Origin of the sequence: Streptomyces sp. NBC_01390 (genome assembly GCF_045040105.1) — a bacterium.
In the GTDB taxonomy this organism is placed as follows: domain Bacteria; phylum Actinomycetota; class Actinomycetes; order Streptomycetales; family Streptomycetaceae; genus Streptomyces.
Window position 1 is genome coordinate 5,492,038 of the sequence record NZ_CP109551.1, and the last position, 17,456, is coordinate 5,509,493.

6 protein-coding genes and 1 pseudogene are annotated in these 17,456 nt (G+C 66.2%); 3 read left to right on the forward strand and 4 right to left on the reverse strand.

Going from position 1 to position 17,456, the window contains the following annotated elements; translation table 11 throughout:
* Window positions 1-9: 9 nt before the first annotated feature.
* The 4 genes from OG241_RS24805 to OG241_RS24820 all read right to left on the reverse strand — a co-directional run bounded on the left by OG241_RS24805 (window position 10) and on the right by OG241_RS24820 (window position 11,678).
* Window positions 10-456 (reverse strand): hypothetical protein, encoded by a 447-nt coding sequence (locus OG241_RS24805; protein WP_405817992.1) that lies wholly within the window; start codon window positions 454-456, stop codon window positions 10-12.
* Between the two features lie 98 nt (window positions 457-554).
* Window positions 555-7,004: an RHS repeat-associated core domain-containing protein gene (locus OG241_RS24810; protein WP_405826414.1), complete on the reverse strand. Its 6,450-nt coding sequence runs from the start codon at window positions 7,002-7,004 to the stop codon at window positions 555-557.
* A 232-nt stretch (window positions 7,005-7,236) separates the two neighbouring features.
* Window positions 7,237-10,893: a LamG-like jellyroll fold domain-containing protein gene (locus OG241_RS24815; RefSeq protein WP_405817994.1), complete on the reverse strand. Its 3,657-nt coding sequence runs from the start codon at window positions 10,891-10,893 to the stop codon at window positions 7,237-7,239.
* 296 nt (window positions 10,894-11,189) lie between these two features.
* Window positions 11,190-11,678, reverse strand: a complete 489-nt coding sequence (locus OG241_RS24820) for a hypothetical protein (protein WP_405817996.1) — start codon at window positions 11,676-11,678, stop codon at window positions 11,190-11,192.
* A 400-nt stretch (window positions 11,679-12,078) separates the two neighbouring features.
* Between OG241_RS24820 and OG241_RS24825 the strand changes: the two are divergent.
* The 3 genes and pseudogenes from OG241_RS24825 to OG241_RS24835 form a co-directional block, all read left to right on the forward strand.
* A pseudogene (locus tag OG241_RS24825) lies at window positions 12,079-12,228 on the forward strand (YdcF family protein); the annotation flags it as partial.
* A gap of 1,599 nt (window positions 12,229-13,827) precedes the next feature.
* The gene (locus OG241_RS24830) at window positions 13,828-15,660 is read left to right on the forward strand and encodes an ATP-dependent nuclease (RefSeq protein WP_405817998.1); all 1,833 of its coding nucleotides are present in this window, start codon (window positions 13,828-13,830) and stop codon (window positions 15,658-15,660) included.
* Window positions 15,641-17,371 (forward strand): UvrD-helicase domain-containing protein, encoded by a 1,731-nt coding sequence (locus OG241_RS24835; protein WP_405818000.1) that lies wholly within the window; start codon window positions 15,641-15,643, stop codon window positions 17,369-17,371. Before OG241_RS24830 ends, OG241_RS24835 begins: the two co-directional genes overlap by 20 nt.
* The last annotated feature ends 85 nt before the right edge of the window (window positions 17,372-17,456 follow it).

The following is a 17,456-nucleotide window of genomic DNA, read 5'->3' on the forward strand; positions in this document are numbered from 1 at the left end:
AAGGGCAGGTCAGGGTCTGGTCCGCCGCGGCCCCCTTGCCCGGTTCGCCCGACGGGCGGCCAGTACTCCGGGGTCGGAACGCATGTGCGGCGGTACGACGAACTTCGGGGCGTTGAACAGGACGACGCTGACTTCACACATCAGGCTGAGCAGGACGGTGACCAGCGAGATGGCGAAGAGTGCGGTCAGTGGCCCGGTCATGTCGACGTCCAGGAGGCCAAGGAATAGCAGGACCGTAACGCCCCAGAGGGAGGCAACGGTGAGAGCGAAGGACCGTACCTCTCCTCGTTTGACCTCCTTGCCGAACGGCATGAAGGAGAAGGTCTGCGTGAAGTGGTCGACCAAGTCTGCGTCGCGCCAGAGCTGAGTGACCTTCCAGGTCATGAACGCGGACCCGGCCAGGAAGAAGAGTCCGATGAAGTACGGCATTGCGTCATCCCTCCATGTGTTGCTCATGCTCGGCTCCCTCCCTCCTGGGAGGGAGCCGCCAGGCGGGCTCCGAGGGTACGTGGCGTCCCCCGGGCCCACCCGGCGCCCTGCTGACGGTCCAGCGGTCAGCTGAACCAGCCCTTTGCGCTCTTCCATCCCTTCGACAAAGCGTTGTTGACGGTGCCGGTCGCCAAGATGCCGGTGACGGCTCCTGCCCCGGCGCCGATGGCTCCGCCGATGACGGTGCCCACGCCGGGCGCGATGGCGGTGCCGATCGCCGCCCCGAGAGTGGCTCCCACCTTTGTCGCGCCTAGGACCACGGCGGTGTCGACCGCGGTCTCCACGACCGTCAGGGGGACATCACCACCGGTGGACTGGTAGTTGGAATACGCGGTGAACCCGATGCCACCCACCAGCAGACCCTTGCTGGCGAACATCACCGCCTTGCTGTTCCCGATGGCTCCCACTCGCGCGAGACCGGGGTTGTTCCTCACTGCCTGCAAGATCTGAGACGACTGGCGGGTGGACCGCATTGCGGCCTTGGCGTCCTTGGTCAGACTGCCCGCCTCGCTGAAGCTTTCCTGAAGGTAGGCGCCTGACGTCATGACCCCGTTGCCAGCGTTGCAGACATAGTTCTGCACCCTGGACTCGATCCCGCAGTTGGCCGAGAAGGATACGAGCGGAATCGGGTCAGGACCCATGAGAAGCGGAGGCTGGGAGGGCGGGCCGTACACCGGGCCGGTGCAGGCCGGCATGGGAGGCATGCCGCAGCTGGCAGCGACGTAACTTCCGCCGCCACCGCCGCCACCGCCACCGCCACCGCCACCAGCGCCGTCACCGCCACCGCCACCGCCACCGCCACCAGCGCCGTCACCGCCACCGCCCCCCTGATACTCCGGGCACTGCGGGTTGATCAGGCTAGGACAGGGCGCCCCGCCCCCGCCGGTGGTGACGGGGACACCGTTGCGGCACTCGATGGTGCCGTCCCGGCATTCGGGGACGCCCTCACCGGTCGGGTCGGCAAACGTGGCGGGATTGTTGTTGGCGTAGGCGTAGCCGTTCAGGGACTGGCCCTGATCGGTGCTGAGCTTGGGGTCGACGCTGATGAACTGGCCGACCTTGGGATCGTATTCACGGGCGTCGACGTGCGTGAGTCCCGTGTTGGTGTCATTGGTCTTGTTGAGGAACCCCTTGTCGTCCGGCCATGCGCCACCGCTGGTCATGCCGCGTTCCTCGCCGAACGGTGTCATCCGGCGCTTGGTGACCGTCTGCGCACTGTCCGCGGACACCGCCAGGCTCTGGGTTCCCTGCTGGTCACCGGCGAGGTAGGAGAGCTTGTTACTGCCGGACTGGTTGCTGCGGACCGCGATGCTCAGGCTGCCCGAGGAGTAGGTGCGCTGCGCCCAGGTGGCGCCGCTCGCCTTCAGGTGGAGTTCGGTGTTGCCCGTGTAAAGGATGCGTTCGCCGCCCTCGGTGCTCCGGATCAGGAGCTTGCCTTCGGCGTCGTAGATGTAGTCGGTCTTCTTGCTGTTCTCGGTGAGCTGGGCGAGCCGCCCCTCCGGTGACCAGACGAGGGCCTGGCTCGCCGCCGGGCCGGGCCGGGAGGTGGTGTTGCCGGCTGTGTCGTAGCCGTATCCGGCGTCCGGCGTGCTGCAGTTCGCGGTCTTGCTGGTGCCCGAGAGGACGTGCGGCCGTCCCTCCTTGTAGCAGTAGGTGGTCGTGGTGTCGCCCGTCGCCTTGTGCTGGGTCTCGGCGGTGCGCTGGCCGCCCTGGCTGTACGTGTAGTCGGTCCAGTAGGGCGCGGGTCCGGAGAGGCTCCCCGCACTGGGTGCGTCGGAACACTTCTGCGAGGACGGCGTCCAGGCTCTCTGCAGACGGCGGTTGCCGTCGTAGCTGAAGCACTGCGTCTCGGCCGAGCTCGTGCCGCCGAGGTTGGCCGGGTCGGAGATGGCCGTGATGTTGCCAGCCTGGTCGAAGGTGTAGTTGAGGTCCATCAGCATGTACGAGTGCGTCTGGTCCGTGACATGAGTGCGGGTGAGGCGGCCGGTGCCTTCCTCGAAGGTGTTGGAGACGTACATCTTCTTGGCGTTCTCGGTGTTCTCCGTTCCCAGCGTGTACTGCTGCGCGCGGCCGAGGGCCGAGTAGCTGGCGTCCAGCAGATACCCCGTACTGCCGATGATCGAGGTGACCTGGCCCAGGGATGTGTAGCCGTATTCGATCGTCTCGGACGGCAGCCCGCCCAGTGCGGGCTCCGCGTTGTTCGCCAGCGTGCCGTCGGAGCGGTAGGAGCTGGAGAACGAGACCGTGGCCGGTGCGCCCGCGACGACCAGCGGATCGGTGCGGGGCAGTGTGAGCGTGGTGGCCGTCGGACGGTCGAGGGTGTCGTACCCAGTGACCGTCTTGGTGTAAGCCTTCTCGGCGGCCTTGCCTCCTACATAGCGGGTGTTCGAGGCCGCCAGACCCTTGAGCACGGTGTCGTAGGTGTACTCGGTCAGTTGGTGGGCGTCGTCCTGGGTACCGTCCCAGGTACCGGTCGTCCGGCCCATCTCGTCGTACGAGGTCAGGATGGACTTGCCCCGCGAATCCGTGCTCTTGGTGAGCTGGTCGAGGACGTCGTAGCCCATCGTGGACGATCCCTTGTCAGGGTCGCTGACAGTGGTCTGCCGACCAAACAGGTCGAAACCGTAGGTCCACGCCGCTCCGTCGGGTCCGGTGACGCCACTCTCCTTGTCGTCCAGCGTGTGCTGGAACTTCGTAGCGCTGTAGACGACGCCGATACCGCCGCCGAACTCCGCGTCGGCCGGGCTCGAGCCCGCGTACTCGCGCTTCTCGGTGTCCCGGCCGCGCGCGTCGGTGATGGTCCGGGTCGCGATGCCGCCCTGCTGCGCGGAGGTCGCCGTGGAGTCACCCGTGTACGAGGTCGTGGTCGTCCACTTGGCCACGCCGTACACGAGGAGCTGGCTGGACATGGTGCGTTCGGCCCCGTCGAAGACCGTCTCGGTCTGCTTCGGTGCCTCGCCGTACTCGGCCCTGGTGTAGGTCGAGTTCGGCGCGGAAGTGGTGTCGAAGATCTCCTCGAACTTCTCGTAGGCCAGGCCGCGGGTGTCGTATCGGGTGTCGCTGAGCAGCCGCCCTCCCTTCGGACTTGGTGACTGCTCCTGGAGGAGGCGCAGCAGCGAATCGTAGATCGTGTAAGTGGTGTTGTACGTTTCCCCGTCCGCCTTGAGCGACGCAGAGGACACCCACGACTGCTTGGTGGCGCTGAGGCTGTAGCCGAACTTCTGGGTCGGGCTGTAGCCAGCCGCGCGGTTGCGGTTGGGCCGCCACACGTCGGTCAGCCGGCCCAGAGCGTCGTACGCGAGCTCGGTCTTCTTCAGATTCGCGTCGTAGGTCCGCAGGTCGAGGCCGCGCCGTGCATCGATGAATGAGGTGAGCGCGTGCCCCTTGTGGTTGGTGACGACCTTCTTGGTCAGGGGACCCGCCGCGATCGGCGTGTAGGCGGTCGTGGTCACACGTTCCAGCGCGTCGGTCACCGAGGTGACACGTCCGAGGGTGTCGTAACCGGGGCTGTTGACCATCTGCCAGGCGGGGACGGTGGAGCTGTAGCTCTTGGCCCGTCCCGTCCAGGTCCTCAGGCCCTTCGTCGGCTTCATCGTCGTCGACCAGGTGGCGCCGTCGTAGGCCGTGGCGGTGTCGGACAGAACATCGCCGCGAGTGGCTGTGGAGGTGGGCAGGACCAGGCTGGTGTCGGCCACGGTGCAGGTCTTCCTGACCACGCGCTCGCGGGAGACCTGGCTGATCAGACCCAGGGTCTCGTCCCGCGCATACCAGGTACGGGTACAGGTCTCGTCGCCGGTCTTGGCGTCGTCGCCGCGGTCCTCGGACTGGTAGATCATGCCGTAGCTGTCGTAACTCTTCTCGACCGTGCGGGAACGCCAGGTGCCCAGCACGGTGAGATACGTGTGGGTGATCTCCTTCTTGGGCTGTACGAAGTGGGCGACGGCGTCCCCGGCGCCGGGTGCCGACTGGCGGGCGGTCTCCGCAGACCAGGGCTCACTCGAGGTGGCGCTGACGGCGGTGGAGCCGCTGTAGGTGACCTTCTCGCGCAGATGTCCCGCGTACTGGTCACTGTCCTTGAGGGTGGCGAGGCCCAGGTCCGGTGCGGTGAGCGGAGCGACGCTGACCGAGCGGGTCGTGCCGTCCTTCAGCTGGTCTCCGTCCATGCCCTGCATGTACAGCGAGACGGTCTTGGAGCGGGTGGTCTCCAACGCACCTTTGTACTCGGTGACTTGGCGGTAGCCGCGCCAGTCGGACCACGTCCGCTCGTCCTTCGGGATGAAGGGGTCGTCGCTGTAGTTCCATGCCGCGCCGCTGTAGCTGTAGGCGTGCTCGACGGCCTCGTTCTGACCTGCCGGATCGGAGACGGTGACGGCTAGGACCCGGTATTTGTGGAACCAGTCCACGGATGCGTTCTCGGCGCCGTTGATGTTCCAGTACAGCGGGTAGCAGGAGCGGGTGTTGGTGTCCTGTGCCGCGCCGGTCACCTCGCTGCGTACGCACTCCGCCGGGGACATGGTCACCGTGGTGATCGCGCCGGTCTCCGAGGTGACGGTCGAAATGCGCGGCCGCGTCAGCGGCAGGATGTCGTCCGTGCCGTCCACCCGGTTGGGACGCATGTGGTAGGTGAATGAGATCGGGTTCGTCTCGATGGCGGTGCCAGCCTTGCCGGTCCGCTTGATGGACTTCAGGGTGAGCACCTGGTCGGAGGTGTCACCGATGTCCCCGCCGTCCAGGTACTGCTGGATCAGCGCCCAGGAGTCCACCGCGTCGTAGGCGCTCGTCGTGGCGTTCCAGGAGGAAGTATCGACGGAGGTCATCCGCTTGCGGGAGAAGAACGACGGGCCGACGGCCAGACAGTCGTCGTCACCACTTGAGCAGATCGCGTCGAACGGCACGTCGGGCCAGTTGTCGGCAGTGTCCTCGGTCAGGGACGAGCAGTCAGCGGCTGTGCACCGCTCGTCGTATCCGAAGGTGACCTTGGCGTCGGCGTCGTCCGTGAACAGCGCGCCCTTGCGCAGCCCGTACTTGATCTCCTTGAGATAACCACCGCGTATGTAGGACGCGTTGGCGGTGGAGGCCTTGTTCTTCTTGTAGTAGTTCCCCTCCTGGGCATACCAGTACGTGGCCGCGTTGCCGGAGGTGTCCTCGACATAGTCGAGGTTCCATCGCCACGCCTGGTTCAGGGACCGGTCCGCGAAGGCGGTGCCACCTGAGTACCCGGGTTCGCCCTCGTCGTCGCCGAAGACCGGCACGGTCCAGGTGGAGTTGGTGCGCTGGGTGGTGGCGCCGTCGAGCTTGTCGAGTCCGAAGACGTACTTGGTGCCGTCACCGGTGATGACGGTCCAGTACTCGCCGTTGTTGTCGCCGTTGGCCGCGCCGGTGGAACGGGTCACCGTGGAGGCATCGTCGTTCTCCAGCCGCCACTTGCCGCTCGTCTCGTCCTTGACCAGCAGGTTCGATGTGCCGTTGAGGACCAGCCTGGCGTTGTCGTACTTCCAGCACTGGTCGTGGATGCCGTCGTGGCCGTCGTCGTCGCAGCCGCCGTAGGTGCGCTCGATGAACGACTCGCTGAGCCCGAAGCCCTCACCGGCCGATGTGCCCTGGTTGTTGGTGGCGGCGGAACGGCCGTCGACGCTCCCCGAGCTGTAGGCGAGGGAGAGCTGCGGAGACGGTCCGGCAGCCGCGGGCGGCATGGTGAAGTCGTACTTCCAGGTGAACGAGCCGGAGCTGCCGCCCGCTTCCCACGACGAGGACTCAGCCAGGTCGGTGGCCGAGTAGTCACCGCTGCCGTTGGGCGACTGCCCCTCGCCCGTGCCGGTGGCGGTGAGGGCGAAGACGGTCACTGCAGAGGCGCCTGAGGCGTCGGCGGTGTCCGCACCCGGCTGAGTGCCGGCCCCGCCGTTCGCAGGGAGGGAGACCGGTGCCGTGACCGTCTGCTCGGTGGTGTCGTTCTCGGACGGAAGCGGAGTCTGCTTGCGGCACTTCGCCTTGGCGGGGGTGGTCAGGGCGCAGGCGGGCAGTTGGACCAGGTGCAGCCGCTGCGCCCACCCGCCGCCGATCGCCCCGGCCAAGTTCCCGTAGTCGACGCCGACTTCCGCTCGCCCGGCTGCGTCCGCGTCTGCAGTGAACAGGACACCGGTGATCCCGGCCGCGTCCGAGGAAGCGGTGTCGAGGACCGTGAACCGCAGCTCGGTCCCTGCCGGGACGGCAGCCTTGCCGACTGCCGGACGGGCGGTGAGAGGCAGTCCGCCGGGCGCCGCTCTGGCGAGAGCCGACCCGTTCAGCTCGATGGTCGCGGAGCCTTTCTTCGGCCAGGCGGAACGCTGCTCCCGCAGCGCCCGCGCGGCCTGCCCGGCGTTGGCCTTCTTGTCCTGGGCAACCTGGTCCCTGGCCTTCTTCGCGCCCAGCCCATCGACCTTCTTGACCTTGCTGACCCGCTGGTCGGGCAGTTCGGGTCGGCCGAGACCGCCGTCCGCCGCCTGCGCCATCGGAGCCAGCCCGACCGGGACGGCCATCGACAGCGACACCACAGTGACCAGCGTACGGACGCGATGTCTTCGTACCCCGTCACAAACGGATCTCGCCATGCTCAACGATTTTGCTCTAACTGTACGCCAGGACATATCTGTCCTTCCCCACCTGCGTAGTTGAGGGGCCGGGTCACCCGACGGGGCCGGCAATGTGGCTTTGAGTGACTGTGAGCGAAGGACGGGCCGCAGTGATGACCACGGCCCGCCCTGTCCTTGCTCAGTCCCCGATATAGGTGTCGATCTGGTCCGAGCTGGCGACTGCGCCGGCGAAGAGACGCACCTCACCTATCCGCGCCGGCAAATAGTGGCCCCAGGCCGAGTTCGCGTAGCCCTTGCCGACGGCGAAGGTGCCCGAGCCGATGGCCGCGGTGAACTCCTTCGCGTCACCGTTCTGGTTGTGGCCCATGTAGAGGCTGATGGTCCCGGCCACCGAATCGTAGGCGCCGGTCAACCGCACCGGGCTGTCGAGAGCGGCAACCTCGTCTGAGACCACAGAACTGAACGTGCCGGCCGCGTTGAGGCTGCCGAAGTGCCATATCCCGACCGGGACCGTGCGCTCTTCGAGGGTGATGTCGTCGAGCACGGTGTCCTTGCCCGTCAGCTCGTACCAGAACCCCCAGGACAGTCCGTCGGTGCCCTGCTGGCTGAGCACACCACCGGAGTATCCGATGGCCTTCGTCGCCAGCTTCGCGCCGTCCAGCGCCACGGTTGTCGTCACGGTGAACGCTCCGGCGCCGTCCACCAGCGGACCATTGACCGTCGCGGCGTCGTCGACACCGTCCAAAACGATGTCCCCGTCACTGAGAGCGGCCCCGCCCTGCAGCGTCAGGCTCTTGCCATAGCCCGATGTGGTGTCCGCGATCGTGGTGCCGCTGCCCTGCGCGGGCTGCCAATCACCGACGAGCTCAAGGCCCGCGTAGCTCTCGGACGTCAGAAGCTTCGACTCGTCGCCCACTTCCTTGGGCGTCAGAGCGCGCTGCCACACGGTCACTTCATCGATGGAGCCCTTGAAATAGTCCACGTAGCTGTCGGCGTACATCAGCCGCCCAAACTCCGTGTTGCCCTCTGTTGCCCAGGGAGTACCGGCATCGACCGACGCCACCTGCTTGCCGTTCACATACAGATAGGCCTTCTTGGCTGTCGAGTCGTACACACCCGCCACATGCGTCCAGACCCCCTTGGGCGAGGAGACCGGCGATGCGGCCTCCCGCGCCCAGGTGCCTTCCGTGGAGAACACCCGCAGGCTCCACTTGCCGCCGTAGGAGATGACGAACGGGCTGTACTTCTGGGTCCACGGACTGGCCGTGGACGGAGTCTGGCTGAGGACCGACACCGTCTTCGTCGAGGACGGATCCACCCATACCCAGGCCGAGACCGTGTACGAGGACCTGGTCTCCAGCACCGGCCCCGTCGTGGACGCATAGCCGGCAGTGCCGTCCAGCGCCATCCCCGTGTCGGCGACCGGGGTGGCCAGCGGCACCCCTGCTGCGTCGTTCGTGATCAGACCGCGGCGGCCGCGGTCGTCGCGTACCGCTCCGGTGCCGAGTGTCGCGGGGTGCCGGATCGATCCCGCCGTGGCCGAGTCGGCCGCCACACCACTGGCCTCGTCGAAGTGGTACTTGGCCACCGGGCCCGAGCCCGCGGCGACGAGGAAGTCCACCGCGCTCCATGCCCCGTAGCGGCCGACATTGTCCAGGGCGCGCACGAACAGCGTATAGGTGCCGGAGGCAACGGGAGTGATGGATACCGACGGGGCTGAGCCGCTTGCCGTGGGCCAGGTGTTCCAGGACGACAGCGTGTACTGGTAGGACACGTTGTTGGTGTCGCCCGTGGCTGGGGCGAACGACCAGGTCCCCTTCACGCCAGGACCGCCGGCCGCCGCACACGCATTGGTGGTGCAGAGACTGTACGGGCTGCCGAATTTGATCGTCGGTGCCTTCGGTGCGGTCGGGTCGACCTTGAAGAAGCACCAGCCCGTCGACGAAGCGTTCGAAGGACCGGCGAGATAGTTGGTGTCATCGTCGTAGTACGAGCGCACCCAGGACCGGTAGCGGTAGAGCTTGCCCTCGGTCAGCGTCGACCAGGAGATCGACTGTTTCGCCCCGTCCCTGGCGAAGCCGGTGGAAGGCCGCACATCTCCGTTGCCGGCTGTTGTGTCGGCCCAAGTACCGTCGGTGTTCTTCTGGTTGAGGTCGAAGACGACCCGGAGCTGTGCCTCGCTCTCACCACCCGACTTGGTCTGCGCGGTCGCGGTCAACGTCGGTGTCGGGTCGGAGACGATCGCCGGGTTCGACTCCGTCCTGGCGCACACCGTTCCCGTACCGGTCACCAACCCGACCGAGGTGGGGGTGTCGGGCAGACCGACGAACTTCACGGCCAGCACGGCATCGTTACGGAACCGCTTCCACGCGGCGGTGTCCGACTCGTTGTGGGCCCGGATCTCCAGCGTCAAACGGGAGAACTTGCCTGCGGCGAAGCTCTTCACCGTCGGCGTGAGGTTCTCGTTCGTCTCCTCCGGGTTGTCGTTGAACTCGATCGGGGCGTCCGGAGAGTCCGGATCGCACAGCGAGCCGCGGCCTGCCGAGACATTGCGGTCACCCATCCAGTCCAGCTCCGAAGGGCGCGAAGACCAGGTGGTGGATGACGAGATGTTGTTCGTCCGTACGAGGTCGACCACGCGCGGGTCGCATTGGAACGCCCAGGGCTCGGTAACCCGAAACGTGGCGTCCAGTACGTGCTTGCCCTTCAGACTGGCCGGCGAGAACTCGAAGTAGAGCCGCTGCGTGTAGCCCGGCCCGCAGTAGTACCCGTTCCAGGTACCGCAGCGGCCGGCCCCCTTACCCAGATCGTCGTCGCCGTTGCCCCAGCCATAGGACTCGTAGCCGTCGCTGCGCAGGAGCGTGCGCTCCGACTCACCCCAGGTCACGATCGGGTCAATAAAGAGGGGGAAGTCCGATGCCTCGGTGCTGGAGAGCAGGGTGGCGTCCGGCACCACCGAGAGCGTGTCCTTGGACACCTGCACGTCCATCCGGGCGACCTTGTCGCCCTGGCCGGGCTCCAGACCGGACCCCGAGGGGGCTGCCTCCGCGGGGTCCGCCAGTGTCGCCGACTCTGCGGAGGTCGCAGACTTCTCGGTGGTGAGGTGCTCGGCCTCGGCCGCGCGGCCCGCCGAGTTCCACATCTGTGCGGTGGGTGCACGGAAGACGGTCTGTCCGGCCTCGTCGACCGCTGCAAGAGCTCCGGTGGGGGTCTTGCGGACCGTCAGCCCGGTGCTGTGCATGCCGAACGTAAGCTTCTTCAGCTCCTTGTTCGCGGCTGCCTGGGGCGTCTTGACGACCAGGACGTGCTGGAAGCCCTCGACGGTCGCCGTCACTGTGAGGTCCACATCTGGCAGCACTTCGCGATACAGCGCGCTCGAACCGTTCAGTTCGGGATCGGGCAGTTTCCCTGGCCAGTCCAGCGCGAGCGATCTGCCACGCTCGGTGATGGAGACCAGCGGGTCGTTGCTGCCGCCGGCGGAGAAGTCGATCTGTACCGCGGCGGCCTTCGGGCCGACAGAGCCGTCCTCGCGTCGCTCCAGGGTCGCGTCCGGCTGCTGCCAACCCCCGCCCGGCTTCGCCACCCTCACCGGAATCGACGACTCCTCCAGGGTGAAGGAGTACCCGTCGGGATTGGCGAAGACCGTCGTACGTTCCGAACGCTCGCTGATCACCTCTACCCGCTGGCCGGACTCCTCCGCCTCGGCCAGCGCTCGCTGCCCTTCGGAGAGGCCAGGACTCGGTTCGTCCGCAACCGCCTGTGCACTCATCGCGGGCAGCACGGTCATAACGGCTGTCGCGGTGACGGCAGCCACCAGACTGCGTATCGACCCCATACCCGCGTGTCTGACGCGATGCCTACGTCTCAACTTCCCACCCCCGTGTCACTTAGTGATCACTCAGCGATCACTTATGGACGTTGCCTACACAGGAGTGAAGGTTGTTACACGGGATGAACCTACACGTGATGAAAGTGTGACCGGATAAGCATCAGCAAGCCTGCCAAATGGGGCTGTTGGGGTCTCTCACCGCTTCGGTCTCCGCTGGAGACCCGGAAGCATCAGGCGTCCACCCTCCAAGTAGTGCTCCCCGCCGAGCTGACCGCGCAAGGTCTCCAACGAGCCTTTCCGATCTATCCCTGCGCGAGTGGAGATCGTTTCTGGACGATCGCGAAAAGCGCGTGGAACGAGTCGGTAAAGCGAAGGCAGGCGGCCTTGTTCTTCAGATAGCCGACGGCGTCGTCAATGCCCTTGCGCGTGCCGAGCCTGAGCCCGGCTGCATCGGTGGCGGTGCCGATCGAGGCCGCAGCCTGCTCGGCGCCTCCGGCCAGGATGGTGCGAGCGTGGCCAACGGCCCCACGCCTCAACCGCAAGGTCGCCGGCCGGGTGCAGGCAGTGCGCAACGCTCCCCAGGTATTCGAGCACTGGATGATGTCGATGACGATACGCACGGTGACGTTCCGGCGTCCGGCCTCGGCTCGGATCAGGTCGAGCCAGGCGGATGAGCTCGACCGGGCCGGCAACAGCTCGGGCCGCGTCTGCCGCCTGCGTTCCTCGACCTCGGGATCAAACTCCGGTTCCGGCAGTACGCCGCCAAGCAGCTCTGTGAGCTCGGACGACATGTCGGCGGGGAGCTGCGGGGAAGGAAGGAGAGCTGTGGGCGTGGCCAGGTAGACCGGGTCTGCCGAGCCCTGCTCGCGGCTGATCGCCCTCAGACGTTCGAGGGCGTCGAGGACATGGCGCAGGTCAGCGTCCGCGGCCAGCCCCGGCGCACGGCGGCGTCGGCCCTGCCGAAGTCGAAGCGGGCGCGGTAGCTCAACTACACCAAGTCGCGCAGCCGCAGCCAGGACATGGGGTACGGCTGGCGTGACGGACCGGTCGCCCTGCACGACCGGTCCGTGCACGCGCTGGCGTGGGCGGACCGGGCGCTGGCCGACAACCTGGTCGACACGGCCCGGAACGGGCACGCACAGAGCGACCTCGAAGCGCTGACGCGGCCTCGCGCTTCGCATGGGAGTACGGCTTCAAGGGGTCGCCGACACCGCTGTCGACCTGTACCGGCGCGACATGATGCCACTGATCGCCTTCACGGGGGCGACCAGCCGGACTACGGAGGGCCGCATGCCCCGGGGCAAGGCTGAGCACTACCGTGATCGCGCCTTGGAGTTTGGCGAGTAGCCGTCGAGCGCGACCTGTAGGAAAAGTTCCATGCTCATTCATGCCCGACTCACCTGCGCCGTCAGCAGCCTGCCCTCGATACCCGCATCCAGCTCGTAGGCGCTGTCGGGACAGCGCAGTACGGGTAACCGGCGGCAGTCGGGATCCGGTGCGCCGTCCGGCACCACAAGCACAACCCGCACCCAGCGCGTCGTTCGAGGTCCACGCCCAAGCCCTCGTCCTCGACTTGGGCGTGCTCGGGGAAGGACAAGCAGCGGCCGGTTCGAGACGTGCGACACCTCCTCGCCGTACGGAAGCAAGGGCAACGGACCATCCACACCGCCGAACTCCACGGCGGCGTAGCCGCCGTACACACTCCAGGTGACGCCGCGCCGCCCGTCCTCGAAAACCCGTGGCTACCCGGTGCGGCCCGCCGCGTCCACGGAGTCCAGCCGCCGATGGAGCGTTCCTGCCATCACGGCAGCCCGGCACACCTCGCTCTCCGCCGTGCGCGCCAGCCCTCGGCGGGTGCCCCGCCAGCCAGCACCGATGCGGTCCAGCTACACGTGGCAAGCAGGAAGTCCAGCTCGATGTCCCGCGTTCGGCCCGGGTCCTGGCGATGATTGACGTGACTGCAAGGCAATAGCCGAACGGGGCAACGGTGAGATCTGTCTGGACCAGACAGTCCCGACGACGCCTATCGTCCCATCGAAGACCTGTGGATTTCACCCATCGACCCAGGGGCAGCGAAAGTCTCCTGATGGGGTGTCACGCACGGCTGTCCACCGGTTGTCCACCGGAACCCTTTACGCAAGCATGATCCATCCTCTAAGAGCAAGTAAAGGACCAGGTCAGAGCGCTAGATCGCCGATCTCGTCACAGAAACCAAACCGCCGACCTACGCATTGCGATGCACAGACAGACAGCGCCCGATTTGCCGAGATTCCAAGGTCAACGAAAACAAGAAACCCCAGGTCACGGCGAGTGAGTCCTGAGGCTTCTACAGAGCCGCCTTCGGGATTCGAACCCGAGACCTACGCATTACGAGACCATGAGTGATCGTGTTGCGTGGTGCTTCGTCGTGCTGGGTGGTGACGTTTTACCTGATCAGACTACGTGCGACTGGTTAACCTGTGCTACCCCGTGATGCACGGTCCAAAGGCGTCTGTCCACCGGCTGTCCACCGGTAGGGCTGCCACTGGGCCGCCCGGGAGCCTGCCGCCGACCTGCCAGCGAGGCTGGCGACGAGTCGGCTAGGCCAACAAAGGTCACTGTGGGACCTCCACAACCATCCATTCTGCGAACCCCCAGCCGGAGCTGCCCCACCGGCTAGCACACCACAACGCAGAGGCTAGCTGTCGATCGACGGGGCGAGGCGTTGCAGGCCCCTGAGCTCCCGTCGGACTCTCGACCCTTCGACGAGGAGGGCGCCCTCTCGGGCGGCACGGGTGCCGCGACTCGCGGTACTACAATCTGAATTTACGGCCTTTCGTCTGGTTGGCACGTTCCTGCTCTCTTCGTGAGTAGTCACTGTCTGCGTGGCGTTCGAGCAGTCGCTCAGTGGCTGCGGCCTGAAGTGCGTCGACGAGGGGCGGCACGGTGAAGGTACGACGGTTGACCTTGCAGAACTTCCGTGGTGTGCGCGCGGGCACGGTGTACCTGACGGATCACTCTCTGCTGGTGGGGTCGAACAGCGTCGGCAAATCAACGGTATGCGAAGCGCTGGAACTGGTCTTGGGGCCTGAGCGGATGTTTCGCCGTCCGGTCGTCGACGAGCACGACTTCTACGGATCTCGTTACCAGGAGACGGACGGCGACCTACCGGAGATCCGGCTGGAGGCGGTCTTGACGGACCTGTCGTCGGCCGCCGAGCGGCGCTTCGCCAGTCACATTCGGCGCTGGTCCGAGGAGCACCATGATTTCGCTGACCTGGTTGAGGGTGGGGTGGCTGATCCCGATGCCGGCGAGTGGTGCTTGCCGGTCGTCTTCCTTGGCCGCTTCGACCCGCAGGAGGACGACTTCTTCGGCGCCACGTTCTTCGCACATCCCGAGTCGGTCAGCGACGACTTCACCGAGGAGACGTCCGAGCTGGGTTCGGGGCTGCGGCCCTTCACGCGGGAGGACAAGCGGCATTGCGGGTTCCTGTATCTGCGACCCAACCGGACCGGTAACCGGGCACTGACGTTCCAGCGGGGCTCGCTGCTGGACACCATTGTGCGGCTGGAGGCGGAGCGGGCTGGCCCCCTGTGGGAGAAGGCCCTAGCCGATGTCGCGGCGGTCGCCCTCGCCAGCGACGATTCTGGCTTCGCCAAGATTCGCAGTGAGGTACGCCAGCGGGTGGAGCGCTTCGTCAGCCTGGCTGGCGACTCCGATCCGGTGGACGTGAGGGTGTCCGAACTCACCCGGGAGCACCTCCGGGAGGTTCTGCGCCTGTTCATCGCCACCCAGCCGGGTGAGCATCCTGTGCCCTTCAACCGGTTGAGTACGGGCTCGTTGAACCTACTCGTGTTTGCCCTGCTGATGTATATCGCCGAGCTCAAGGGCGATCACTCGGTGATCTTCGCGATGGAGGAGCCGGAGATCGCGCTCCCGCCGCATGCACAGCGTCGGCTGATCGACTTCGCCGTACGGCATATGGGCCAGACGATCGTCACCTCGCACTCGCCCTATGTCATCGAGAGGTTCGAGCCCGACCACATCGTGGTCCTTGACCGGGACATAGCAGGCGCGTTGACCAGTTCTGCTGTCATCCTGCCAGAAGACTTCAAGACCAAGCAGTACCGGGCACGCCAGCGGCAGTTCGCCGAGGCGGTTCTCGCCCGTGCCGTGCTGGTCGTGGAAGGGGCGACCGAGGCCGACGTGATGCCGGCGGTCGCTGACGTACTGGAGCAAGACCTCTCAGTGGACTATCAGCATCCCGACCTCGCCGGTGTGACCTTCTTCGACGCCGAGGGCGACAGTTCTGTGCCGAAGTACGCCCCGGTCTTCAAGGCCATGGGTAAACCCGTCTACGGCATCCACGACGACCCCGTGCGGCCTTTCACGAGCGACGTTGCGGCCAAGACCGCCGACTTCACTCGTTACAAGGTCATCCCTTACGGCGGAATCGAGGACCTGCTCACCCAGGAGATTGCGCCCGCTGTCCTGCTCCGCTTCCTGGCCTCCGTCGCCCAGCGCCCGGACTACCCGACCAAGTGCGGCACCCTGCGCGATGACATGGACGATCAGGCTGTGCGCAAACTGGCCTGGGATGTCCTCAAAGGCCGCAAGGGCGACGGCTACGGAGCCCTTCTCATCGCCACGTGCACGAGCAGGGCCGAACTTCCTGATTCTCTTGCGGAGTTCCTGCTCCAGATCGACCGCGACCTGCGTCCTCCGACGGACGACTCGGCCGCCGGAACTTCCACGGACGCCGACGGGGTCGGCGATGAGCCCGATGGAGATTGACGGGCCCCGGCAAGCGATCCTGGACAGCACTGGGCACGTCCTGATCGAGGGAGGGCCCGGCTGCGGTAAGACCACCATCGCCCTGCTCAAGGCCCGCCAGGCTCTGGGCAGTCTCGAAGACGAGCAGCGGGTGCTCTTCTTGAGCTTCTCCCGAGCTGCTGTACGACAGATCACCGACCGAATGGGCGGGCTACTCAACCGTGCCTCAAGCAGCAAACTGCAGGTGCGGACATTTCACTCCTTCTTCATGGACATCGTCCGCAGCCACAGTCGGCTCCTGACTGGGAAGCCCGCGACGTTCATCGCTCCCGACCATGAACACCAGTTGCGCGCCGACTTCGGCGGAAGCAAGGAGGACTGGCTCAAGGAATGCCAGCGGATGGCCACCGCCGAGGGCCGCTACGTCTTCGACCTTCTGGCCGAGACCGCCGCGACGCTCTTGGAATCAAGCTCCGTGTTGCGCGCCCTGTACAGCAGCATCTACCCACTCGTCATCGTGGACGAGTTCCAGGACACCAACATCGATCAGTGGCGTGCCGTCAGGGCGCTCTCTGCGGAATCCACCGTGATCTGCCTGGCCGATCCAGACCAGCGCATCTTCGGGCACATCCCCGGCGTCGATGAGGAGCGGATCGCGCATGCGGTCGCCCACCTCGCCCCCACCACCTTCGACCTATCCGAGGACAATTACCGCAGCCCCGAAGGGGGCCTGCTCAGCTACGCCAATGCCGTGTTGCGCAACACTGCCCATCCGCTGCCGAGCAGTGTCAGGAACGTCACCTACGCGGCCCGCTCTTGGGGAGCCGACTCTGTCGAGGTTCGCACCCATTACGCGATCGTCGCCCTGCGCCAGTATCTGGAGGCCGAGCTGCAGCGCGTGCCCACCCTGGCGGTCTTGTCCACCACCAACGCACTCGTCGGCCGCATCTCCGAGGCGATCTCCACGCAGAGCGTGACCGCTCGGGGCACGCTACTGCCGCCGGTCGAGCACGACCTGCATTGGGATCCGGAGTTGGCCGCTGCAGCTGGCTTCGTCGTTGCGTCGCTGCTGGAATGGCCCGCCCTGGCCCGCCAGGAGGCTCTGCCGAAGACGCTGCGGGCGATGGTCGACTTCTACCGCCGCAAGCTGGCTGGCGGGACGGTCGGTGCGCGCAACAAGATTCAGGTCATCGAGAACGCCATCACCGCGTTCAACGCGGACACCAAGATCAAGTCTAAGTCGCTGAAGATCCTCATCAGTGCCTGGGAGGCGGGCCTTACTCTCACAGGCCTACCCGTGGCCGACTGGCAGATTGCCCGGGGGCTTGTGCGCGGCTCGGCCGAACTCGATGAGCTGTTCAAGCAGGTACGTCTGCTCCGGCTGTTCCAAGCCACGGACACGCTGGCGCTGGCGTTGACTGAAGCGTGGAACGGCACCAATGCCTACACCGAGGCTGCCTCAGCGGTGCGCCGTGTCCTGGCCACCGATTCGCTTTCCGTCGCGGAACAGCAGACCGCGCCTGTCAGCCTGATGAGCATGCACCGCTCCAAGGGGAAGGAGTTCGACGGGGTTGTGATCGTCGAAGGAGCTTTCAACAGCCGTCTCCTCGACAATGACTGGGACGAGGAGCGCATCCGTGGCAACCGACGCCTCCTGCGGGTTGCCATCACAAGAGCGCGACACATGGCGGTCTTCGTCCGCCCGGACGATGGCGTGCCGCTGACGCCATAACACCAGGTGCGCGATCCGTGCTTGCACTGCGACCGCAGGCCGATGGCAGCCGCGATTTCCGCCAAGGAGACGGGGATGGAGTCGA